Below are 20,480 nucleotides of genomic sequence, written 5' to 3'. Positions count from 1 at the left end.
CGGCGGCGGAGGGGCTCTTAAAGTTCAGCAAAATCAGCCCTCTCCATGAACCAGCGCTGGCGCCTGATCGCCCTTTGGCTGCTCCCGCTCGCCGTAGCGGTCTTTCTCGGTTGGCAGCTGCTGGGCCAGGGGGGACTCGCTCGATTCACTCCCGGTGGCAATCCCAGCGCCGGCAGTGCCCGAGTGGCCGCCCGCAACACCGCCGTGGCTCGGATGAGTTACGGACGCTTCCTTGACTACATCGAGGCCGGCCGGGTCACCGCGGTGGATGTCTACGAGGGAGGCCGCAGCGCCGTCGTGGAGGCGATCGATCCCGACCTGGACAATCGCGTGCAGCGACTGCGCGTAGATCTACCCGGCCTCTCCCCCGATCTGATCAACCAGTTCAAGGATCAAGGCATCAGTTTCGACGTGCACCCGCCCCGCACCACGCCGCCCCTATTGGGGATCGCCGGCAACCTGCTCTTCCCCCTGCTGCTGATCGGTGCGTTGATCTTCCTGGCCCGCCGCTCCTCCGGCATGCCCGGGGGCCCCGGCCAGGCTATGCAATTCGGCAAGACCAAGGCCCGTTTCGCCATGGAGGCGGACACCGGGGTCAAATTCGACGATGTGGCCGGCGTGGAGGAGGCCAAACAGGATCTGCAGGAGGTGGTCACGTTCCTGAAGACCCCCGAGCGTTTCACCTCCGTGGGCGCCAAGATCCCCAAGGGTGTGCTGCTGGTGGGCCCGCCGGGTACGGGCAAAACACTGCTGGCCAAAGCGATTGCCGGAGAGGCCGGGGTGCCTTTCTTCTCCTTGTCGGGCTCCGAATTCGTGGAGATGTTCGTTGGCGTCGGCGCCAGCCGCGTGCGCGATCTGTTCAAGCGGGCCAAGGAGAACAGCCCCTGCCTGATCTTCATCGATGAAATCGACGCCGTGGGCCGCCAGCGGGGTGCTGGCATCGGTGGCGGCAACGACGAGCGCGAGCAGACCCTCAACCAACTTCTCACCGAGATGGATGGCTTTGAGGGGAACAGCGGCATCATCATCATTGCCGCCACCAACCGCGCCGACGTGCTCGATTCGGCGCTGATGCGTCCAGGCCGCTTCGACCGTCAGGTGGGCGTGGATGCCCCGGACATCAAAGGACGGCTTTCGATTCTCAACGTGCACGCGCGCAACAAGAAGCTGGCCGCCGACGTATCACTCGAAGCGGTGGCCCGCCGCACCCCTGGGTTCACCGGCGCCGACCTGGCGAACCTGCTGAACGAGGCGGCGATCCTCACCGCCCGCCGGCGCAAGGAGGCCACGACCCTTGCCGAAATTGACGACGCCGTGGATCGAGTGATCGCCGGCATGGAGGGCAAGCCCCTCACCGACGGTCGCAGCAAGCGCCTGATCGCGTATCACGAGGTCGGCCATGCCCTGGTGGGAACCCTGGTCAAGCACCACGACCCGGTGCAGAAGGTCACCTTGATTCCCCGTGGCCAGGCCCAGGGTCTCACCTGGTTCTCCCCTGACGAGGAGCAGATGCTGGTGAGCCGTGCCCAACTGAAGGCCCGGATCATGGGGGCCCTGGGGGGCCGAGCCGCCGAGGATGTGGTCTTCGGTCACGCTGAAGTGACCACCGGAGCCGGCGGCGACATCCAGCAGGTGGCTTCAATGGCACGCCAGATGGTGACCCGTTTCGGCATGAGCGATCTAGGCCCGGTCTCCCTTGAGGCCGGTAATCAGGAGGTGTTTCTGGGACGCGATCTGATGACCCGCAGCGATGCCTCCGATTCGATCACCAGCAAGATCGACGAGGCGGTGCGTGGCATCGTTCAAGAGTCCTACCAAGCAACCCTGAAACTTGTGGCCGAGCACCGCGAAGCCATGGACCGGCTGGTGGAGCTGCTAATCGAAAAGGAAACCCTCGATGGCGATGAGTTCAGGGCCATCGTCTCCGAGTTCGCCGACATCCCCGAAAAGGATCGTTACTCCCCGTTGATCGGCAGCTCAGCCAGCTGAGCCTGTAAGAAGCACAAAACCTTTCAATAAAGAACGTTCAATTCAATGTTGAACGTTCTTTAGATTATTTGAATTTGCTGCTCAGACCGGGCGGATCGGCCGCTTTTCGATCACCTTGTCGATCAGACCGTAGGCCTGAGCTTCATGGGGAGACATGAAGAAATCCCGGTCCGTGTCCTGTTGGATGCGCTCCAGGTCCTGGCCGGTGCGCTCGGATAGCTCCCTGTTGAGCTTGTCCTTGAGATAAAGAATTTCATCGGCCTGGATGCGGATGTCGCTGGCCTGGCCGCGGGCCCCACCCAGGGGTTGGTGGATCATGATCCGCGAGTGGTGCAGGCTGCTGCGCTTGCCCTTGGCACCGGCATTGAGCAGGAAAGCACCCATGCTGGCCGCCAGGCCGACGCAGACGGTCTGCACATCAGGCTTGATGTGCTGCATGGTGTCGAAGATGCCCAGGCCGTCGTAGACGGAGCCGCCGGGTGAATTGATGTAGAGGAAGATGTCCTTGTCGGGGTCTTCCGCCTCAAGGAACAGCAGCTGGGCCACGATCCGGTTCGCCGACTCAGCGGTGACCGGTTCCCCCAGGAAGATGATCCGCTCCCGGAGCAGCCGTGAGTAGATGTCGAACGCGCGCTCGCCCCGGCCGGACTCTTCGATCACGATCGGGATCATGGGCAGGGAGGCAACAGCAGGATCGATCCTAACGAGCCCCGTGAGCGCTAGGGTCCAACAACCACTAGCCCGAGAAGTGTGAGCGCAAGTCTCACCGTGTCCGACAGCAAGCGCGCCTTCCATGGCGCCTTCCCCCATGTGATTGCTCCCCTCTACCGGCGTCTCGTCGATGAGTTGCTGGTGGAGCTGCATCTGCTCAGCCACCAGAAGGGATTCCAGCCGGATGCCCTGTTCGCCTCCGGGCTGGTCCAGGTGTTCGACGAATTCGCCCGGGGGTACCGCCCCCCGGAACAGATGGAACCCCTGTTTCAGGCCATCTGCGCCTCCTCCGGCTTCGACGCCAGCCACCTGCGCCGGCAGCGGCAGGCGGCGGTGGCGGCCATCGGTGACCACGACCTGGAAACGGTGACCTCATGGCTGGATCACCAGGGGGAAGGGGCCCCCGAGCCGCTGGGGAGCGCCCTCGCCAGTATTCAGAGGCCGGATTTTCACTACTCACGTCTGGTGGCCGTGGGGCTGCTCAGCCTGCTGGAGCAGGCCAAGGGGTCTGAGGCTCTGGAGCCGGAAGCCCTGCGCCAGGCAGCCCACGGGGTGGCCGAAGCGATGGGCCTGATCCGTGGCCGTGTCGATAAGGATCTGGGGCTCTACAGCTCCAACCTTGAGCGCATGGCCCAGGCGGTGGAAATGATGGAGGAGACCCTGGCCGCCGAGCGCCGCCGCCGTGAACGGGCCGCCAGCGCCGAAGCGGAACTCCCTGATCTCGCCGATGGCCCCACAGGCACCTCGAACGCAGCTGAAGCCCCTGCGGGAGAGGATATCAGCGAAAGCGAGACGGCAGCCGCAGAGAGCCGCTGAGGCTGGCTGAGCGGCCGCCGCCACGGCCAACCCCTCCCACAGCGCCGCTGATCAGGCTCAACTGATCAGAACGGCGCACCAGCAGCGGCAGATCCGCGGGCAGCAGGCCCAGGGCCTCCAGGGCGGCGGGGCGGAGACGAAGGTCCAGAGCCACGTCACCCTGGGGCCGGGCATCAGGCCAGGGGAGGCTGCTTCCAGCCAGCGCTGGTTCGGGGCCCAGGAAAAACAGCAGTTGGGGCTGACGGCTCGTCGCCGGGCTCAGCCAGCGCCAGCCCCCCACCACCGTGCCGTCATCCCGCTTCCAGGAACTGGTGGGCAGCACCGACGGGCTGCTGGCGGAGCGGATCTGGGGGCTGGACTCCCCGAGCCCCTGATCAAGCAGTGCCTTGCGCAGCGGGGCCAGCAGTGCCGCCCATTGGGAGCGTTGGTCCCCCACGGCCAGCTGCAGTTCAAGGGAGGCCTGGAACGGACCTGTGGCCTGGGGTTTGAGGCGCAACAGGAACGGCGTGCCCCGCAGCAGGGTCAGCTGGCGATCGCCGATGCCATAGCGACTGGCCAGGGGCTCACGGATCATCTGGCGATTGAGCAGATCCGCCAGCAGTAGATCAAGCCGCTCGCCGCGAATCTCGAGCAACAGGTTCTCCGCCAGGGGGGCGGGTGGTTGGATCGCGCCCAGGGGGGCCGGCTGGCGACTCCCGAGGCCAGGGGCGGAGGAGGTCTCCCCTTGCCAGCTGAGCGTGGCGCCCTGACCGCCAAGTTGCAGGCAGCCTTGCTGAAAGCTTTGCAGCAGCGAGGACAGTGGCCCCAGCATCTGTCCCAGGGCCGTGTCGGTCCAGTAGACGGCTTGCTGGCTCTGCAACTCGCCCACGCAGCGTTGCTCCAGGCCCCGGGGCTGGCGTCGTTTCAAGGCCAGGGGTTCCTTGAGCAAGCCGGCCGCCAGCGGGTCCGGGGCCAGCACCACCAGATCATCCACGCGCAAACTGCCGGCGGGAACCTCAACGGCGGCGGCCCTGAAGCTGTCGGCGGGCAGAACCAGGTAGAGCCCTTCGTCGCCATGGCGCCCCCAGAACTGCCACCAATTGCCCCGCTGCCGCTTCCAGAGCCGCCGGGACGCATCAGGTCCCAGGCGCTGGACCCACAGCCCTGGGGCCGGGCGCCGCGCATCGGCCGGAAAGCTCTGCAGCAAGGCCGCAGCGCCCAGGATCCGCTCCAGACCCTGGGCCTGGGGACGGGGGTGATGGCCGAGCCAAAGTCCCGGAGCCAACAGCAGCAGTGCCGTGACCGTGGCCGTGAGGGCGGCGGGAAAAGGCGGAGAGGAACGACGGAGGCGGCCGGCCAGGCCGGCCACCGAGGGTTGAACCATGGCGGGCCTCAGGAGCGCCGCTTGGCATCAGGGCGATTGCGGCGGCGCCGGTCACGCCACTCGACCGTGGAGAGGTAGATCACGCCACCGCTGACAAAGATCAGCAGAAGGGCGGCCAGGCTGGCGAGAACTGTGTTGAACTGCAGCTCGCTCATCGGCATCCTCGATGCGGGCGCAGCCCTCGTTGGCGAAACTCAGAAATTGATGCTGCCGTCACCGTTGCGGCCCCAGACCACGAAGGCAATCGAGAGGGTGAACACCGCCGCCAGAGAAGCCCAGCCCAGGGAGATCAACATGGCGCCATCGGATCGATCAACCTTGCCATTGTACCTAGGCTTGGTGGCGGTGCGAACCGAGTCATGATCCAGCAGAGCGCCTCCCCCAGCCGCGGCCAACCGGTGCTGGAGCGCCGCCGACTGCAGGAGCCCTACCCCACCTACAACGTGGTGGTGCTGGATGACGACGTCAACACCTTCCAGCACGTGGTCGACTGCCTCGTGCGCTACATCCCCGCCATGGGGCCCGACCAGGCCTGGAAACTGGCCCAGAGGATTGATTCCCAGGGGTCGGCGGTGGTGTGGAGCGGGCCGATGGAGCAGGCCGAGCTGTACCACCAGCAACTCAGCCTGGAGGGACTGACCATGGCCCCCCTCGAGCGGGCCTAAGCCGCCTCGCGGCTGCGGCGGGTGAGCTGAAGCAAGTTGCGGGTGGCCACGGTGCGGGCCTGGGCATCGATGACGTAGCTCAGCACCTTCCCGGAGCAGACCGCCAGACCACTGACGCGATGACGCACGGGGTCCCGACGGCTCACCACCTCCACGGGCACTCCCAGAACGTTGCTGAGGCGCTCGGCAATGGCCCGCCGATCGAGCGTTCCTGCAACATCAGCGCAACTCCTGGGGCCTTCGGAACGCCGCTTCGCTGGATCTTGCTCAGCAGCGCCAGGACCGGTGCTCGGGCGGTCGGCTGGAGAGTGATCGGCTGAACCCTGGCCATCTGCAGGCATCACGGTGCGGCAGGGGGAACCATGTTGGCAGACTTTCTAGGCTGGGAGCCTGCTGAGGCAAACCAATGGGGCGGGTGGTGATCACCCACAGCACCTACATCGAGGGTCTCATCCCGGTGCTCAAGGCCTTGGCCTCCGAACCGGGCATCGACACGATCACCCCTGCCGTGATCGCTCGGGTGAAGGGACGCTCGGATCAGTTGCGACTTCGGGTTTCAACAACGATTCAAGGGGGCCACAAGCTCATCGCCCGCCGCGGTCATTCAGCCCAGGAAGTGTTCGTGATCGGCTCCTGGAGCGCCGAGCAGTTGGAGGAAGGCCTGGCTCGGCTGTTGAACCGGCCCTAGCGGAGAAGGACAACAACAGCCCCAGTCAGTCAAGAGATCATCCGCTAAAACAGGTACTTGCTGGAACGTCCCCACGGGTCGGCTCGGCCTCCCGGCAGAACCATGGCAACGAGCCCACCCCATCCACCCAATCGCTGGCGCACGGCGCCAGGCCAGTTGCTGCTGGTGGTGGTCCTGGGATTGGTGAGTTTCGGCCTCAACCTTCAGCCGATTCCGCTGCTATTCGGCGTTCATCTGCTGCTCGGCTCCATTGTTCCGGTGCTGGTGTTGCTGCTGGGTGGGGGGGGGCGGGCGATCCCGATCGCTGTGATCGCCTCCCTTGCCACGATCACGTTGTGGGGCCACGGCTGGGCCGTGCTCACTTTCACCGCCGAAATCATCTGGCTCACCGTGGCGGTGAACACGATCCTGCGACGGGACGGCCACAGCCGCTATGGCCATGTCGTGGTGGGCGACGTTCTCTACTGGCTGGTGCTGGGGGCCCCGCTGGTGTTCCTGCTGTACCACCAGGTGATCGGCATCGACCTGGCGAACACGACCCTGGCCGCCCTCAAGCAGGGGGTGAATGGGGTGCTCAACACCGCGATCGCTTTTGCCATCTTTTTGGCGATCAAGACCATGGCTCCCGTGGGCGAGGAACGGGGACTCTCCTTAAAAGATCTGATTCTGGCGATCACCTTTCTGTCGATTGCCGTGCCGAGCCTGATCATCACGGTGATGAGCAGCCACGAACTGGTGAGCAGCGTTCAGGACGGTGTCCTGGAGAGGCTCAATATTGCCTCGGATGTAATCATCAAGAATGTGAAAAGCAATGAGCGCTTGGTCGATAATCCGATCAGTACACAGCACGATATCAACTTTGAAGTGAACTCAAACGAAGGAGTTCATTACAGCTCCAATCGAGAACTGTTCAAGGATCTTCGCAGCGACTACAAGCAACCTGTTTTGAGCACAGCCAGGGCTGATGGACTTCAACTGATCTCCCCGCGCCAACCGATGCCGGAGATGAAGCGGTGGGTGCAGAGCTACTGGGCCCGCAGGCAGAGCTTCAACGCCTATGAGATCAATGGTGTGGTCAAGGAGTTCACTGTTTTCGTGGTGGAAACTGCCGCCAACAATGTGCTCGAATTGCAAATGGCCAGTGCCCGCTTCCTTGGCACTCTGGCTTGGATTCTGATACTTGGCTCCTTCCTCAGTGAGGTATTTGCACGCTTCATCGACAACCAGTTCACACTGATGCTCAGCCCCTTGATCGACATCGGCAGTGGTGGGCCTCTCAACACGCAACACCTGCCCGAGCTGAAGCTCTCCCTGGTGACTGAACTTCAGGACCTCGCGCTGATCGTGAACCAGCGTGGCGAAGACATCAATCGACTGACCAACAGCCTGCAGAGCACCAACAAGGCCCTGGAAGCCAGGGAGCAGGAATTGGAGCGGCTCACCACGATTGATCCCTTGACCGGCTGCTTCAACCGCCGCGAATTGTTCCGTCGCCTCAACGAAGAGATCCTGCGCGGCAAACGCTCTGGAGCCGGGATCTGTGCCATCGCCATGGACATCGATTTCTTCAAGACCGTCAACGACACCTACGGCCACGACGTGGGTGATCAGGTGCTGGTCGCCCTGGTGGAGGTGGTGCGCTCGCGGCTGCGCGGAACCGACATGCTCTGCCGCACCGGGGGGGAGGAATTCGTTGTGCTGCTCTTCGGCTCCACCATCAGCGCCGGCCTGCGGGTGGCCGAGTCCATCCGCGCCATGGTCAAGGACGTGCGCATCCCCGCTGAAAAGGGCATGGTGAAGATCACGATCAGCCTGGGGGTGGCGGAGTGGCGCCGGGAGGAAGACACCAGCGAATCCCTGCTGATCCGCAGTGATCTGGCCCTGCTTGAGGCCAAACGCCAGGGGCGAGATCAGGTGATCAAGGCCTGATCCTCTGCGCACAGGCAACGGTCCAACCGGGCCTGCGGTCGATGGCCATCAACCTGCCAACGGCTCAGGCCTTGAACTGTTCCCAGGCCTCGAGCAGGGTGTAGGCGGCGGTCTTGCGCAACCAGACCTCGTGGTCTCCCCCCTGGTCGGGGTGCCAGCTCTGGAGCTTTCGGCGCCAGATTGCCCGAATCACCATCCAATCGGTGCCGGGCTCGACCCCCAATTCCGCGCAGGCCTGGCGGTAACGATCATCAAGGGGAATCTCCCTTGCCTCTGGCGCCGCCGCCGGGGGAGGTGAGCTTCTGGATGCCGCTTCAGTGGCCTCCGCTTCGGCCGTTTCTGCTCGGGCGGCGGCCGGCTTGGCTTGCCGCCTGCGGCCTCGCTCGGAAGGGGGATCAGCCTTCGGCCGAGGCTTGAACAACTGCGGCCGCCGGGGCCGCCTGAAAGTGGGTAGGTGCTTGAGGGAGTTCTCGAGCGCCAGTCCCCGAGCGATGAACACCACCCCCGCCACGGCAAAGATGGCCGGTGACCAGAGCATCCACAGGCTGTCATCAGCAATCTGGGTGTTGCCCACGCGCCGTTCGTGCGCCGCGTTGGCCACGATCAGAACGGTGAGCAGCGCCCCGATCAGCAGACTGATCCAGCCGTAGCGGAATCGCTCGGAGCGGAGCTTCGAACGGCTGGTCGGCATCAGCGAATCATGCCTGCAGCACGTGCCTACGACCTTAGTGGGGTGGCTGCGAAGCGATCAGCGCTGTCAGGTAGCGGCCCATCAGGCACCTTCTGCGGGCTGATTCAAGAAAGGGGTGGACCGCCATGCCGTTCTGCCCCAGATTCCGACCTGGATGAACCAGAAGGGGGGTCAAAGCGGGGTTTCGTTTCCGGCTCAAGGCCGGCCTACGTCGCCGTCGCGACAGACCCCCCAAGTCGAAAAGGGAGTCAGATCAGAAAACTGTAGAAGGCAGTGACCAACACAGCAGTCCGAGCACATCCTAGGGGGCTTAAGCTGGAGGCAAGGGCCAGATCGAACGAATCTCCGCCAAACGCCGATCGGCCTCGAGCTCCAGTTCGGCCGGGGTGGCGGCCTGCAGCAGCACGGTCAGGTGCCCCAGCTTGCGCCCGGGCCTGGGCTCCCGCTTCCCGTACCAGTGCAGGTGGGCACCGTTCAGCATCGCCAGGGCCGTTCGCCGCTCGGCCTCCTCTTCTGCGCTCTGCTCGATGCCGAGCAGGTTGACCATCAGGGCTCCGGGCCCATCGAAGTCGATGTCTGCCACGTTGTCACCGCTGACGATTCGCACCTGCTGGGCGAACTGACTGGTCCGGCAGGCCTCGATCGTGAAGTGGCCGGAATTGTGGGTGCGAGGCGCCAGCTCGTTCACCACCAGTCCACCCGGCCCATAGAAGAACTCGATCGAGAGCACACCGACATAGTCGAGGCTGGCCAGGATCGAAGCGGCCACATTGCGGGCCAGGGCCTCAACAGCCTGGTCCACCGAGGCGGGTGCCAGCACCCAGTCGCACACGTGCTGGTGCTGATGGGTGCGGGCCAAGGGGAACCAGGCCACCTGACCCTGGCCATCCCGGCAGGCCACCAGGGCAAGCTCCTGGTCGAAGCTGACGAACTCCTCGAGGATCCACTCGGTGGGATCCACCCGCTCCAGCAACTCCTCCAGTGCCGCGGGATCAGGGATCACCAGGGTGCCCTTGCCGTCGTAGCCACCGGTGGAGGCCTTCGCCATCAATGGAAAGCCAAGGTCGAAGACCGGCCGCGGCTCCACTGGGTCGGCGGTGATCGGTGGGGGGATGTCTTCCAACGGCAGGGGTTCGATCAGGCGCTCCAACGGCAGCCAGCGGGGGGAAGGCAGATGCAGGCGTTCCAGCAGCTCCCGCTGACGACGCTTGTTCACCAGGGGCTCCAGCGCCGCCAGGCTGGGGCGAAACACCAGACCCTCGGCCGCCAGGGGGGCCAGGGCCTCCAGGTCCACCCATTCGTTCTCGAAGCTGATCGCCCGGCAGTGCGCCCCCAGCCGGCGGGTCGCCGCCGCATCCCCGCAATCGGCCTGCACCACGACAGCCGCCAGGGCGGCGGCAGGATCGTCCGCCGAGGGGGTCTGCACATGCAGCTCCACCCCCAGTTCGGCGGCGGCCTCGGCGAGCATCAGGGCCAGCTGGCCGCCCCCCACAATCCCGATGGCCACGGGGGCATGGAACACTGGATCGCTGGATGGGGTGCCGGATTCAGCGCTCAACGCCCCACCTCAGTCGCCACGCTTGAAGTGGCCCAGCTTGCCATCCGATGCCGCTCACTCCCCTGACCCACGCCCCTGGCCTCCTGGGCCCTGGCCCCTGGCATCAGGTGAGCCCCTTCTCTCCTGCGGCCAGGAAACGCACCAGGCTCAGCAGCAGAACGATCACGAACAGGGCAAGCCCAACGGTGCAGGCATAGCTGATCTCCAATTCGGAGAACGCCTGGTCGTAGACGTAATAGACGAGGGTTCGGGTGCCATCGGCCGGGCCGCCTTGGGTCATCAGGAAAACCTCCTCGAACACCTTGGTGGCCGAAATCGCCGAGATCACCGCCACCAGGGTGATGTAGGGGCGCAGCAACGGCAGGGTGATGTCCAGGTGGCGGCGCCAACCCTCGCTGCCATCGAGGGAGGCGGCTTCGTACAACTCCGGAGAGATGCCCTGGAGGCCCGCCAGGAAGATCACCATGAAATAGCCCAGACCCTTCCAGAGGGTCACCAGCATCACCGAGGGCAGGGCCAGACGTGGATCGCTGAGAAAACCGATCGGATGGAAGCGCTCCCCCAGCAGGGCGCTGAGCCAGCCGTTGAGGAGACCGTTTTCGGCGTAGAGCCAACGGAAAGCGATCGCCGCCACCACGATCGACACCAGCACGGGTGTGTAGAAGGCCCCACGAAACAGATGAATGCCGGGGAGCTGTCGGTTGACCAGCACCGCCAGGGCGAGGGAACCGAGCACGATCGGCGGCACCACCCCGACCAGATAGAGGAACGTTGTTCCCAGCACCCGGAAGAACATCGGGTCGTGGGCCAGCCGGCGAAGGTTGGCCAGGCCCACGAACCGCAGGGGCTCGCTCACATCGAGACCGCTCTGGCTGAAGCTCATCACCAGCGCCATCAGCGCCGGGAGCAGCACCGAGAGACCGATCAGCACCAGGCCCGGAGCCAGAAAACCCCAGGCGGTGAGGGTGGCTCGGGCCGGGGCCATGGGAAAAGACGACTTCGGGCAGGCTATCTACCCTGACGGCGTGAACGCCCCCCGACAGATCCAGCTCAGCCGCTTCACCCGTGCCATGGCGGCCCTGGTGGTGCCCTTGGCCCTGGCGGCCTGCTCGGCCCCAAACAGCCCAGGCAGCGGTGAGCTGGCGGGAACGGTGTACCTCTACATCGGTCTCAGCTCCGGTAACCAGACCAAACAAGGGCCGGACGGACACCTCCGTTCCCAGCTGGGCCAATTCATCAAGGATTTCCGGCTGATCCATCCGAAGGTGGGGGTGCAGCTGCTGTTCTTCCCTGAAACCCAGGTGCAGGCTGAGGTCACCCGTCGCGACCGCACGGGTCTGGGCCCCGACCTGATGCTGGTGAACGGCAGCTCGGCCCTGGCCATGCACAGCGCCGGCATGACCCGGACGGTGCAGCTGCCGCAGGCCGTCAGCTCCCAGGTGGAGCCAACGATGCTGCGCGGCTTCCGGACCAAGGGAGGCTGGGCGGCGCTCCCCGTTTTCAGCCAGCCCCAGGTGGCTTGCTACGACCGCAAAGTGCTGAAAAAGGCTCCCCAGACCCTTGAGGAGTTGTTGAAGGTCAGCGCCCGGGGCATCCCGATCGGACTGTCCCTTGAACCGGTCGACCTCTACTGGAGCGCCGGCGGCCTCGGGGCGACCACGGCCCTGCAACGCCTGCTGGCCCCGGAGAAGACCTCGGTCACACCGGCCAAGCTGCTTCCCGCCGATCGAGCGGGGCTGCTGCGCTGGCTCAGCTGGCTTGACCAGGCCAGTGACCAGCAACGGGTCACCTTCTACGGCAGCACCGACGATCTGCTGGGCGCTCTGGTCAAGGGGGATCTGGCCTGGATCGCCTGCCGCAGCCGCCATCTGGCGCGCCTGCAGAGGGAGATGGGCCCACGGCTCGGGGTGGCCCCGCTGCCATCGGGGCCCGAGGGGCAGGCCAGTCCGATCGCCCGGCTGCGGGTCTGGGCCTTCGGACGGGACTCCAGCCCGGAGCAGCGCCGCATCAGCCAGGCCCTGGCGGAGTTCAGCGTCAATCCCCTGGTGCAGCGGGCCGCCACCTTGAGCAGCGACGATGCCCTGCCGGTGAACCGCTATGTGAATGTGCCGGTCACCAGCTCCCGGGTGCTGGCTGCCCTGGAGAAGGGCATGGCCCAGTCGCAGGCCTACGACCTCTTCAACGTCAACCTGATCGAGGGGGATCCGCGCGAGGCCCTGCTCCGTGAGGTGCTCACCTCAATGATCTTCGGCGCCGCCGATGGCCCCCAGGCGATCGAGATGCTGACGCAGCGCCTGGCCCAGCGCCCATGAACCAGTTCCTCTACGAGATCAGCGGCTGGTTCGGCTACCTGCAGCGCCTCTCGGTGGTGCTGCAGCTGGCGGGCTGGCTGGGGATCGTGATCTCCCTGCATCTGGCCCTGCTGCCCCGCTGGCGGCGCTCGATCATCCAGTTCGATCTGCTCAAGCTGGCGCTGATCCTGCTCCTGGCCGCCCTGCTGGCGCTGCTGGGCCAACCCTTCGGCCTGGTGCTGTTCTTCGCCGGGCTTCAGGCGCTCTGGATCCTGCTGGAGGTGCTGCGGGTGCTGCTGCTGCGGCGGTTGGAGCGGCGCGTGGTACAGAGCCTGTACACCCAGGTGATCAAGCCGGCCTTCTTCATCGCCGCCGCCCTGGGCTTGATCCGGCGGCTCGACAGCGTCAACGACCTCGGCGTGATTCCCCTGGGTGTCTTCTTCGGAGCCCCGATCAATCTGGGGCAACTGTTTGCGGCCACGGCCACCCTGTATCTGCTCGTCACCGCCTCGGGACTGCCGGCGATCTGGCTGGCGTGGGTGGTGCAGCGCAGCATCGGCATCAGCGAGAGCGGCCGGCGGGCGATGGAGCTGATGATCCGCTACCTGCTGGTGGGCTTCGGCATCCTGCTGGTGATTGATCACCTGGGAATCAGAGGCAACGCGATCCTGGCCATCGCCGGGGGCCTCTCGGTGGGCCTGGGCTTCGGCATCAAGGAGGTGTTCTCCAACTTCGTCAGTGGCCTGTGGCTCCTGGTGGAGGGGTCCGTTCGCCCCGGGGAGGTGCTGATCATCGACGGCGACTCCTGCGAGGTGCGCAGCCTGGGGCTGCGGGCGGCGGTGCTCTGGCGCAACCGTGACAACGCCGAGCTGGTGATCCCCAACCAGACCTTCTTCACCACTACCACCACCACCTACACCGGCAGCGACAGCCTGCGCCGCAGCCAGGTGCTGGTATCGGCGGCCTACCACCAGGATCCGGAGGCGGTGATCGGGCTGCTGGAGGCCACCGCCAGCGGTTGCAGCCGCGTGCTGGCCGACCCGGCGCCCAAGGGGCTGTTGCTGAGCTACGGCGACTCCTCGATCAATTACGCCGTGCGCTTCTGGATCGACGCTCCGATGGACAACGTCGGCATCTGCAGCGAGGTCGCTAACGCCATCTGGCATGGCTTCAAGCAGCAGGGCATCGAGATTCCCTTCCCGCAACTGGTGCTGCACCCGCAAGCGGAGCACCAATGGCCGCCAGGGCGTGAGCAGACTGGCCCGCAAGCGACCAGCCCCGAACGTCCGTGACCCGCACCGCCTCCGCCCCCCTGCGCACGATCCCCGTGGCCCTGGCGGCCAACCCCTACCCGATCCATCTGGGGGCCGGGGGGCTGGATCAGCTGGGTGCCCGGATGGCGGAAGCGGGCCTGAAGGTGGGCACCAAGGTGCTGCTGGTGAGCAATCCGCTGGTGGAGGGCTTCTACGGCGATCCGGTGCGCGCCAGCCTCGAGCGGGCCGGCTTCCAGGTGAGCACCACAGTGGTGGAGGCCGGCGAGGAGCAGAAAACCCCCGCCACCGTGGGGCTGATCCACGACGCCGCCTTTGGCGCCCATCTGGAGCGCAGCTCGGCGATCGTCGCCTTAGGCGGCGGCGTGGTGGGCGACATGGCGGGATTTGCCGCCGCCACCTGGCTGCGGGGCATCGCCGTGGTGCAGGTGCCCACCACCTTGCTGGCGATGGTGGATGCGGCCATCGGCGGCAAGACCGGGGTGAACCACCCCGGCGGCAAGAACCTGATCGGCGCCTTCCATCAGCCCCGCCTGGTGCTGATCGACACAGGCACCCTCGCCACCCTGCCGGAGCGGGAATTCCGCTCGGGCATGGCGGAGGTGATCAAGTACGGGGTGATCGGCGATCCGGAGCTGTTCAGCGAGTTGGAGGCGGCTACCGACCTCTCCCGACTGGAGGCCGTCGAGCCCGCCCTGCTCCAGCGGCTGCTGGAGCGCTCCGCCGCCGCCAAGGCCCGGGTGGTGGCCGCCGATGAGCGGGAAGGCGGTCTGCGGGCGGTCCTCAACTACGGCCACACCCTCGGCCATGCGATCGAAAACCTCAGCGGCTACGGCACCTTCCGGCACGGGGAAGCCGTGGGGCTGGGGATGCTGGCGGCCGGCGCCATCGCCGTGGCCTCGGGCCTCTGGAGCCACGCTGATCAGGAACGCCAACGGGCCCTGATCGCCAAGGCGGGGCTGCCCCTCGCCTTGCCGCGCCTGGATCCAGAAGCCGTGCTCAGCAGCTTGCAGAGCGACAAGAAGGTGCGCGACGGACAGGTGCGCTTCGTGCTGCCCACGGCGATCGGCCAGGTCGAGATCCGCGATGATGTGGACCCTGCCCTGATCCGTCAGGTGCTGAGCTCGTTCAGCTGAGGGGCGGCTCCCGCAGAAACAACGGCGGGGCCGACTGGGAGTCGCGCTCCGCAGGCAGGTCTCGGCCATAGGCCAGCCAGCGGAAGTCCCCCAGGGCGGCGGGATCCACCAGCCGCAGCAGCGCCTCCCGTCGAGCCAGGCGCTCGGCCAAGGCCAGGCCTTCATCAGCTGTGGATAGGCCGTGGAGGGCCTGGGCCAACCCCAGCGCCAACAGCGCTTCCCCCTGGCGGCATTGGCCCAGGGGCTGCCATCCGGCTCCCAGCGCCGCCCGCTCGAGGCTGTCGGTGCAGAGGTGGGCGGTGAGGTCCCAGGCGCCTGGATCCAGCAGGGGATCGGCCTGGGCGCGCTGGCCCCGGTAGGCCATCAAGGTGCCGGCCGAGCGCGCGGGCGCGTAGTAACGCCAGGCCTCCAGGGCGTAATCGATCACCAGCAACCAACCGCTGGCCAGGGCGGACCCGCAGCCGGCCATCCAGGGGCCCAGGCCGCTGTGCAACTCACTGCACCAACCCTCGGGGCGCCCGGCGCCCGGCTCGGCAAGGCCCAGATCGGCCAGGGCTTCCAGCTCAACGGGGCTGAGGGGTTCGGACGCCAGCAGCTCCAGGCCGCCGCCGGCAAGCCGCACCCGCTGGCGGCACCAGTGGCCCTGGTGGTGCTCAAAGCGCTCCACCGCCAGGGCGTCGAGCACCTCATGGGCCAGCACCACCCCGCGTACGGGCCGCTCCGCCAACTGCTCGAAGGAGCTCCAGCGCACCGGCAGCGGGCAGGCCGCCAGCCGCTGGCGCTGGCGGCTGGCCATGCCTGGATTGGGCTCCACCAGCACAAGCTCCAGCCGCTCCGTCAAGCCCGGCCAGCGCTGGGCCAGCGCGCCCGCAAGATCCAGGGCCAGCTGGCCCTCGCCGGGTCCCGCCTCCACCAGGGCCAGGGGTCCAGTTGGCACCGCCCGGGCCAGACCCTCCAGCCAGTCGGCCAGTTGGGGGGCCAGCAGTTCAGCGAAGGCCGGCCCCAGGGAGGGCGCGGTGGCAAAATCACCCCCGGGGCCGATCCGCAACCTGCCAGCGCCGTAGGCCCCGTGCTCCGGATCGTGGAGCACCCAGGCCATGTAGGAGCTGAAGGGCACGTCCGAACCGGCTGCGGTCAGACGCTGGCGCAGCCAGTCCGGGACGGTCTCCTCGGTGGTGCCCTCGGGGGGGACGCGCTCGGGCAGGGGGGTCAGAGAGAATGCAGGATCATCGCAGCAGGCGCATGGGCCAATCCCTCCGAGCCAGTCATCCCTGGCTCGCTCGCCTGATGGCCCTGGTGGCCCCTGCCCTGCTGAGCCTGGCCCTGGTGCTGCTGGCGCCTGTGCTCACGCCGGCTGCCCTGGCCGCCGATAACCCCCAACTGCTGCCGGATCACCCCACACCGGTGATTGACCTGGCCCGGGCCCTGAGCGAGGCCGAGCGCGCCAGCCTCGAGGACCAGCTCACGGCCTTCGAGCAGGCCAACGGCTGGAAGCTCCGGGTGCTGACCCAGTACGAGCGCACCCCAGGACTGGCGGTGAAGGATTTCTGGAACCTCGATGAGCGCAGCCTGCTGGTGGTGGCCGACCCCCGCGGCGGCAACCTGCTCAATTTCAATGTGGGCGATGCCCTGTTCGCCCTGATGCCGCGCACCTTCTGGGTGGAACTTCAGACCCGCTACGGCAACCAGTACTACGTGCGCGACCACGGCGAGGACGGAGCGATCGTCGCGGCCCTGACGGCCGTGGAGACCTGCCTGGAGCGGGGCGGCTGCCAGGTGGTGCCGGGCCTGCCACGGGAGCAGTGGATCCTCACCTTCTGCTCCTCGTTGCTGGGGGGCGTGGTGGCGGGCATCGCCGCCTTCCCGCGCAAGCCAGGGGAGCGGATCGCCTGGGCCTGGATGCTGCTGCTCTCGCCCCTGTGGGGGATCCTGTTCGTCGCCCTGGGACTTGGCCCTGTGATCACCCGAACCCCTGAGCTGCTGCCGGTGCTGCGCAACTCCCTGGGCTTCGTGACGGCGGCCGTGGTGGCCTACCTGATTGCCCAGCGAACGGTCGGAACCAGCAGGCCAAGCGAAAGCTGAGCGTTGCCGGCGAGCGAAACCGAAGCAGTGGCCTCAGAGGCCGCTGCGGGATTGGGCGGCGCTCTCCAACAGACACTCCAGCTGGTTGGTGGCGCAGGCGCGACTGGGGGGCACGCTGGCCACCGGCTCAGGGGGTGCCACAAGCTGGCCGCGGAGCTGGGCGAGGTTCCACTCGTAGAAGCGCTTGAGATCAGCAAAGCGCTTCACGGGCTGGCCGTAAAAACTGCTGCCGCGCAGGGTTGGGAACGAGGCCCATTCGGGCGCCAGGCGGGCGGTCAGATGGGGGGTGAGCTGGCCCTGATCAGCGAGCTCCAAGGCACCACGGCGCTGGATCAACAGCAGCGCTGCCTGGTCCTGGGCGAAGGGCCCGAAACCGGGCAGACCCAGAATCCGGCTGGTCATGGCCCAGGTGAAGGGCATGAACTGGTAGGCGCCTGCGGCAGCGCTGGCATAGCGGGAACTGCGGATCACCCGGTCGGGGTGGCGCTCCAGGGAATCCATGAGACCGCCACCAAACATCACCCGATAACCGATGTCTTCGCCATTGGCCCAGGTGCCTTCGGCGTAGCGGATCGTGTTGAGCAGGGCCCGCCTCTCCGGGGTGATGGCGAACATGCGGGGCACGGCCGCGGTGGAGGTGGCGGTGCCGATGAGCTGAACATTGCCTTCGTCACCAACGGCTGCCCGGGCGGGAAGGGCAAGCGGAAGGCTGAGCAGGGCCAGGGAGGCTCCCACCAGCAGCTGGCGGACTCGGGAGGCTCTTGAGGGGGGAGTGGATCGCTGCAAACCGACGGATTCGAAGGACATTACGGCCATTGCCATACAACTGATTCACCGAAATCGATGGCTTGTGATCCGATCGATGGGCGGGTGGATTCAGGACGTGAATGGGAGAACGAGCTGAATGAGCGGAAAACTCAGCTGATCTGATCTGATTGGACGAAACGGAAGTGAATGGGCTGATGAGCGAATCAAGTTGCTGTGACGCGAAATTGGATGACGAGCTGCAGAGACGGAAAGATCTGAATGGCTCGATCAGGAATCGCGAAGCAATAGCAATAGAAATTCGACTGCGCCAATTTGTCGAAAGATCGCCCCAAACGAGTTCTTGATAGTGCCAGTCGAATAACCGTCCACTTGTTATCACGACTACAGAAATGAATTCAAAACACGACCCTCACTGGATTGCACCATGAATTCAGTTCAGAATTCACGAACACCCATTCACTCAATCATCGGCACTGCTGATCAATCGCTTGACAGCCCAACTGTCCCTGTGCCGATCAACATGGCTGGCTGCCCAGAGGCCAGTGCCACCAGTGCTTTTGCGGCCTGAGCGCTGCCATCGTTCTGCAGCCTCGGCCCGCTGGGGGCCAGCAGCGGCTGATCCAGTTGCCAGTCGCCCCGCTGGAGCTGCGTCTGGCTCAAGAGCCGGTGGCGCCCATGGTGCACCAGGGCCCGCTCGAGCACGGCGGCCTCGGCAAACCCCTCCCGGCGGACCACATGCAGGCCCACATCCTGGCTGAGGGCTTCGCAGAAACTGCTGTAGCCGGGCTTGGTGATCAGGCGGTCGCAGAGCGGCATCAGCTCCAGGGGCCGCACCCCCGCCGGCAGGGCGCGGACGTTGGCCGGCGCCGCGGCGGGATCGAAGCCTGGGTCCGCCACCACGAACTCGTGTTCGCCCCAGGTGGCGAAAACCTGCGGATCAAGCTGAAAGCCCAGGCCCCCGAAGCTCACCAGCACGCAGCGGCCTGGGTCCTCCGGCAACCCCAGCTGGCGACGCAGGGCGCCGGCGTCCAGATGCGGCGTGCCGCAGGTGAGCCCCAGGGCCAGCGCCGGCAGGTCCCAGTCCATCGGCATCGCCAGGGGGCAGCGCAGCAGCAGATCCCCCTGGCGGTAGAGGCCCAGGGCCGCCTCCGCCCAGGGGGCAAAGGCGGGACCCATGGCGCCGTAGATCGCCTCCCAGCCGAAATTCGCCAGCCAGGCCAGGGGCGCCCCCAGGGCCCGGGCCAGCTGCGCCGCCGCCGGGGGCACATCAGCCAGCACCAGCACCGCCTCCCCCTGATCGCTCAGCCAGGCAACCTCCGCCGCGAGTGTGGCGCTCAGCTGCCGTTCCAGCGCCTCGAGGGCCACCAGGGTGGCCGGTGCATCGGCCCCGAGGGCATCGGCCTGCACCACCCCCACATCCCAGCGGCAGAGGCGGCGCCCGATCCGCCCGGCACCGGGGATGGCCCGGGCCGCCTCCAGGGCCGTGGTCAGGAACGCCTCCGGCAGGGTGGAGGAAACCACCAGGTGCCAATCGGGCCGAAGCGCGCGCAGGGCAATGAGCACCGAAGCGGTGCGTGAGCCGTGGCCAAACCCATGGCCGCTCACGCAGGCGTAGATCAGCACCGCACCGCGGCTTGAAGGGCTGGTTCTGGATGGGGCGCCCGCTGGTAGAGCCGCTGCTGGTAGAGAAGCCGGCCATCGAGCCCATACCAGCGGTGGCTGGCATGCAGCAGGGCGCCATCACTGAGTTCGACCCAGGAGAAGTGCCGCAACCGCCGCCCCTGCTCATCGGTGCCGTGGCGGGGTACCGAGGCCGCATTGAGGTAAGCGGTGCCGCCCCGATCGATCTGGAAACTGCGGCGCTCCCCCTGGCCCAGCCAGAGGCGGTGGTGCATGTGGCCGAAGACCACCAGCGGCAGGGGGCGATGGCGGCGCACCTGGGCAATCGCCTCGGACAGATCCTGATCACCCCAGTCGCGGGCGGGGCTCTTCCAATCACGGCCGCAGAGGTCGGTGGCCAGACTCCCCAGCCCGCTGGGGCCGGCATGGCTCAGAAACACCAGAGGCGCCTCCAGCGGGGCGGCGAGGGCCGCCGAGAGGATCCTCTCGGTGGACTCCTCCCGGCTCACGGGCCCCCAGATCGCCCGCACCGGATCGGAGAGGTGGTAGCCGCCCCCGGGGCTGCAGGGGCGGCCCCCCACCACGGCCAGGCCGGGCGGATTCAGCTGGCAACGCCCCCAGCCGCAGTGTCGATCCCCCAGATGGTCAAGCTGGCGCTGCAGAGTGCGGCCGCTAGCATCGCGGCCAGTGTCGTGGTTGCCGAGGATGCAGGCCAACGGCAGGGAAAGTTTGCCGAGGCTGGCGGCGATGCGTTGCTGGCCGTTGTGGAGGTCACCGACCACCAGCAGGGCATCGGGCGCCAACTGGGCCAGCAGCTCGACATCGCTGCCATCCCACTGCCCATGCAGGTCTCCGGCGATGGCGAGGCGTTGGACGGGCAACCCGTTTTCCTAGGCTGGGGT

21 protein-coding genes and 1 other RNA gene are annotated in these 20,480 nt (G+C 66.5%); 9 read left to right on the top strand and 13 right to left on the bottom strand.

Annotated features, from left to right (window positions below; genetic code table 11):
- Positions 1 to 45 precede the first annotated feature (45 nt).
- A complete protein-coding gene (gene ftsH, locus KBZ13_RS05900) occupies positions 46 to 1,989 on the top strand; it encodes an ATP-dependent zinc metalloprotease FtsH (RefSeq protein ID WP_255007375.1) in 1,944 nt (647 codons plus the stop codon).
- 81 nt (positions 1,990 to 2,070) lie between these two features.
- Here the strand turns inward: ftsH and clpP are convergent, their stop codons facing one another.
- Positions 2,071 to 2,661, bottom strand: coding sequence for an ATP-dependent Clp endopeptidase proteolytic subunit ClpP (clpP, locus tag KBZ13_RS05895; protein WP_255007374.1), 591 nt, complete (start codon positions 2,659 to 2,661; stop codon positions 2,071 to 2,073).
- Between the two features lie 78 nt (positions 2,662 to 2,739).
- On the opposite strand from clpP, the gene psb29 reads away from it, so the two are divergent.
- Positions 2,740 to 3,516, top strand: a complete 777-nt coding sequence (psb29, locus tag KBZ13_RS05890; RefSeq protein WP_255007372.1) for a photosystem II biogenesis protein Psp29 — start codon at positions 2,740 to 2,742, stop codon at positions 3,514 to 3,516.
- On the opposite strand, the gene KBZ13_RS05885 is transcribed toward psb29, so the two are convergent.
- Genes KBZ13_RS05885 through petN form a run of 3 tightly spaced genes read right to left on the bottom strand, consistent with a single transcriptional unit; the run spans position 3,479 to position 5,175 of the window.
- Positions 3,479 to 4,879 carry a hypothetical protein gene (locus KBZ13_RS05885; RefSeq protein WP_255007364.1) on the bottom strand — a complete coding sequence of 467 codons (1,401 nt, stop codon included), beginning with the start codon at positions 4,877 to 4,879 and terminating at the stop codon, positions 3,479 to 3,481. The genes psb29 and KBZ13_RS05885 overlap by 38 nt on opposite strands.
- A gap of 8 nt (positions 4,880 to 4,887) precedes the next feature.
- Positions 4,888 to 5,034, bottom strand: a complete 147-nt coding sequence (locus KBZ13_RS05880) for a hypothetical protein (protein WP_255007362.1) — start codon at positions 5,032 to 5,034, stop codon at positions 4,888 to 4,890.
- 39 nt (positions 5,035 to 5,073) lie between these two features.
- Positions 5,074 to 5,175, bottom strand: coding sequence for a cytochrome b6-f complex subunit PetN (gene petN, locus KBZ13_RS05875; protein ID WP_255007360.1), 102 nt, complete (start codon positions 5,173 to 5,175; stop codon positions 5,074 to 5,076).
- Between the two features lie 63 nt (positions 5,176 to 5,238).
- Here petN and clpS point away from each other — a divergent pair, with 63 nt between their 5' ends.
- The gene (clpS, locus tag KBZ13_RS05870) at positions 5,239 to 5,544 is read left to right on the top strand and encodes an ATP-dependent Clp protease adapter ClpS (RefSeq protein ID WP_255007358.1); all 306 of its coding nucleotides are present in this window, start codon (positions 5,239 to 5,241) and stop codon (positions 5,542 to 5,544) included.
- Here clpS and KBZ13_RS05865 read toward each other — a convergent pair.
- Positions 5,541 to 5,885 (bottom strand): hypothetical protein, encoded by a 345-nt coding sequence (locus KBZ13_RS05865; RefSeq protein WP_255007356.1) that lies wholly within the window; start codon positions 5,883 to 5,885, stop codon positions 5,541 to 5,543. The two genes, clpS and KBZ13_RS05865, sit on opposite strands and share 4 nt — an antisense overlap.
- 65 nt (positions 5,886 to 5,950) lie before the next feature.
- Between KBZ13_RS05865 and KBZ13_RS05860 the strand changes: the two genes are divergently transcribed.
- Entirely contained in the window at positions 5,951 to 6,232 is a 282-nt protein-coding gene (locus KBZ13_RS05860) for a DUF2103 domain-containing protein (protein ID WP_255007354.1), read from the top strand.
- Positions 6,233 to 6,334: 102 nt separating this feature from the next.
- Positions 6,335 to 8,161: a GGDEF domain-containing protein gene (locus tag KBZ13_RS05855; RefSeq protein WP_255007352.1), complete on the top strand. Its 1,827-nt coding sequence runs from the start codon at positions 6,335 to 6,337 to the stop codon at positions 8,159 to 8,161.
- A gap of 64 nt (positions 8,162 to 8,225) precedes the next feature.
- Here KBZ13_RS05855 and KBZ13_RS05850 read toward each other — a convergent pair whose 3' ends face one another.
- From KBZ13_RS05850 to KBZ13_RS05835, 4 genes are all read right to left on the bottom strand, one after another.
- Positions 8,226 to 8,852: a hypothetical protein gene (locus KBZ13_RS05850; RefSeq protein WP_255007350.1), complete on the bottom strand. Its 627-nt coding sequence runs from the start codon at positions 8,850 to 8,852 to the stop codon at positions 8,226 to 8,228.
- A gap of 113 nt (positions 8,853 to 8,965) precedes the next feature.
- Positions 8,966 to 9,147, bottom strand: a non-coding RNA gene (gene ssrS / locus KBZ13_RS05845) — 6S RNA.
- A 15-nt stretch (positions 9,148 to 9,162) separates the two neighbouring features.
- The gene (locus KBZ13_RS05840; protein WP_255007348.1) at positions 9,163 to 10,410 is read right to left on the bottom strand and encodes a 5-(carboxyamino)imidazole ribonucleotide synthase; all 1,248 of its coding nucleotides are present in this window, start codon (positions 10,408 to 10,410) and stop codon (positions 9,163 to 9,165) included.
- 103 nt (positions 10,411 to 10,513) lie between these two features.
- Positions 10,514 to 11,395, bottom strand: a complete 882-nt coding sequence (locus tag KBZ13_RS05835) for a carbohydrate ABC transporter permease (RefSeq protein ID WP_255007346.1) — start codon at positions 11,393 to 11,395, stop codon at positions 10,514 to 10,516.
- 40 nt (positions 11,396 to 11,435) lie between these two features.
- Between KBZ13_RS05835 and KBZ13_RS05830 the strand changes: the two genes are divergently transcribed.
- The 3 genes from KBZ13_RS05830 to aroB are packed head-to-tail and all read left to right on the top strand — an operon-like array spanning position 11,436 to position 15,108.
- Positions 11,436 to 12,722 carry an ABC transporter substrate-binding protein gene (locus tag KBZ13_RS05830; protein ID WP_255007345.1) on the top strand — a complete coding sequence of 429 codons (1,287 nt, stop codon included), beginning with the start codon at positions 11,436 to 11,438 and terminating at the stop codon, positions 12,720 to 12,722.
- Positions 12,719 to 13,993 carry a mechanosensitive ion channel family protein gene (locus KBZ13_RS05825; RefSeq protein WP_255007343.1) on the top strand — a complete coding sequence of 425 codons (1,275 nt, stop codon included), beginning with the start codon at positions 12,719 to 12,721 and terminating at the stop codon, positions 13,991 to 13,993. The genes KBZ13_RS05830 and KBZ13_RS05825 overlap by 4 nt, the downstream gene beginning before the upstream one ends.
- Positions 13,990 to 15,108, top strand: a complete 1,119-nt coding sequence (aroB, locus tag KBZ13_RS05820; protein ID WP_255007341.1) for a 3-dehydroquinate synthase — start codon at positions 13,990 to 13,992, stop codon at positions 15,106 to 15,108. The genes KBZ13_RS05825 and aroB overlap by 4 nt, the downstream gene beginning before the upstream one ends.
- Here the strand turns inward: aroB and KBZ13_RS05815 are convergent.
- Positions 15,101 to 16,225: a class I SAM-dependent methyltransferase gene (locus tag KBZ13_RS05815; protein ID WP_255007338.1), complete on the bottom strand. Its 1,125-nt coding sequence runs from the start codon at positions 16,223 to 16,225 to the stop codon at positions 15,101 to 15,103. The genes aroB and KBZ13_RS05815 overlap by 8 nt on opposite strands.
- A gap of 170 nt (positions 16,226 to 16,395) precedes the next feature.
- On the opposite strand from KBZ13_RS05815, the gene KBZ13_RS05810 reads away from it, so the two are divergent.
- On the top strand, positions 16,396 to 17,190 hold the full coding sequence (locus KBZ13_RS05810) for a TPM domain-containing protein (RefSeq protein ID WP_255007733.1): 795 nt from the start codon (positions 16,396 to 16,398) through the stop codon (positions 17,188 to 17,190).
- Between the two features lie 33 nt (positions 17,191 to 17,223).
- Here the strand turns inward: KBZ13_RS05810 and KBZ13_RS05805 are convergent, their stop codons facing one another.
- The 3 genes from KBZ13_RS05805 to KBZ13_RS05795 all read right to left on the bottom strand — a co-directional run bounded on the left by KBZ13_RS05805 (position 17,224) and on the right by KBZ13_RS05795 (position 20,459).
- Positions 17,224 to 17,997 (bottom strand): glycoside hydrolase family 104 protein, encoded by a 774-nt coding sequence (locus KBZ13_RS05805; protein WP_255007337.1) that lies wholly within the window; start codon positions 17,995 to 17,997, stop codon positions 17,224 to 17,226.
- Positions 17,998 to 18,438: 441 nt separating this feature from the next.
- Positions 18,439 to 19,581: a hypothetical protein gene (locus KBZ13_RS05800; protein WP_255007335.1), complete on the bottom strand. Its 1,143-nt coding sequence runs from the start codon at positions 19,579 to 19,581 to the stop codon at positions 18,439 to 18,441.
- Positions 19,575 to 20,459 carry a TIGR04168 family protein gene (locus KBZ13_RS05795; RefSeq protein WP_255007333.1) on the bottom strand — a complete coding sequence of 295 codons (885 nt, stop codon included), beginning with the start codon at positions 20,457 to 20,459 and terminating at the stop codon, positions 19,575 to 19,577. The genes KBZ13_RS05800 and KBZ13_RS05795 overlap by 7 nt, the downstream gene beginning before the upstream one ends.
- Positions 20,460 to 20,480 lie beyond the last annotated feature (21 nt).

The sequence above is a fragment of the Cyanobium sp. ATX 6F1 genome, from assembly GCF_024346315.1.
In the GTDB taxonomy this organism is placed as follows: Bacteria; Cyanobacteriota; Cyanobacteriia; order PCC-6307; family Cyanobiaceae; genus ATX-6F1.
This window is presented reverse-complemented; position numbering and strand designations above follow the sequence as displayed.

Excerpts from the sequence above, each read along its gene's own strand:
- ftsH (WP_255007375.1), top strand. The coding sequence starts at position 46 with ATGAACCAGCGCTGGCGCCTGATCGCCCTTTGGCTGCTCCCGCTCGCC.
- clpP (WP_255007374.1), bottom strand. The coding sequence starts at position 2,661 with ATGATCCCGATCGTGATCGAAGAGTCCGGCCGGGGCGAGCGCGCGTTC.
- KBZ13_RS05885 (WP_255007364.1), bottom strand. The coding sequence starts at position 4,879 with ATGGTTCAACCCTCGGTGGCCGGCCTGGCCGGCCGCCTCCGTCGTTCC.
- KBZ13_RS05880 (WP_255007362.1), bottom strand. The coding sequence starts at position 5,034 with ATGAGCGAGCTGCAGTTCAACACAGTTCTCGCCAGCCTGGCCGCCCTT.
- petN (WP_255007360.1), bottom strand. The coding sequence starts at position 5,175 with ATGTTGATCTCCCTGGGCTGGGCTTCTCTGGCGGCGGTGTTCACCCTC.
- clpS (WP_255007358.1), top strand. The coding sequence starts at position 5,239 with ATGATCCAGCAGAGCGCCTCCCCCAGCCGCGGCCAACCGGTGCTGGAG.
- KBZ13_RS05865 (WP_255007356.1), bottom strand. The coding sequence starts at position 5,885 with ATGCCTGCAGATGGCCAGGGTTCAGCCGATCACTCTCCAGCCGACCGC.
- KBZ13_RS05860 (WP_255007354.1), top strand. The coding sequence starts at position 5,951 with ATGGGGCGGGTGGTGATCACCCACAGCACCTACATCGAGGGTCTCATC.
- KBZ13_RS05855 (WP_255007352.1), top strand. The coding sequence starts at position 6,335 with ATGGCAACGAGCCCACCCCATCCACCCAATCGCTGGCGCACGGCGCCA.
- KBZ13_RS05850 (WP_255007350.1), bottom strand. The coding sequence starts at position 8,852 with ATGCCGACCAGCCGTTCGAAGCTCCGCTCCGAGCGATTCCGCTACGGC.
- KBZ13_RS05835 (WP_255007346.1), bottom strand. The coding sequence starts at position 11,395 with ATGGCCCCGGCCCGAGCCACCCTCACCGCCTGGGGTTTTCTGGCTCCG.
- KBZ13_RS05825 (WP_255007343.1), top strand. The coding sequence starts at position 12,719 with ATGAACCAGTTCCTCTACGAGATCAGCGGCTGGTTCGGCTACCTGCAG.
- KBZ13_RS05810 (WP_255007733.1), top strand. The coding sequence starts at position 16,396 with ATGGCCCTGGTGGCCCCTGCCCTGCTGAGCCTGGCCCTGGTGCTGCTG.
- KBZ13_RS05805 (WP_255007337.1), bottom strand. The coding sequence starts at position 17,997 with ATGTCCTTCGAATCCGTCGGTTTGCAGCGATCCACTCCCCCCTCAAGA.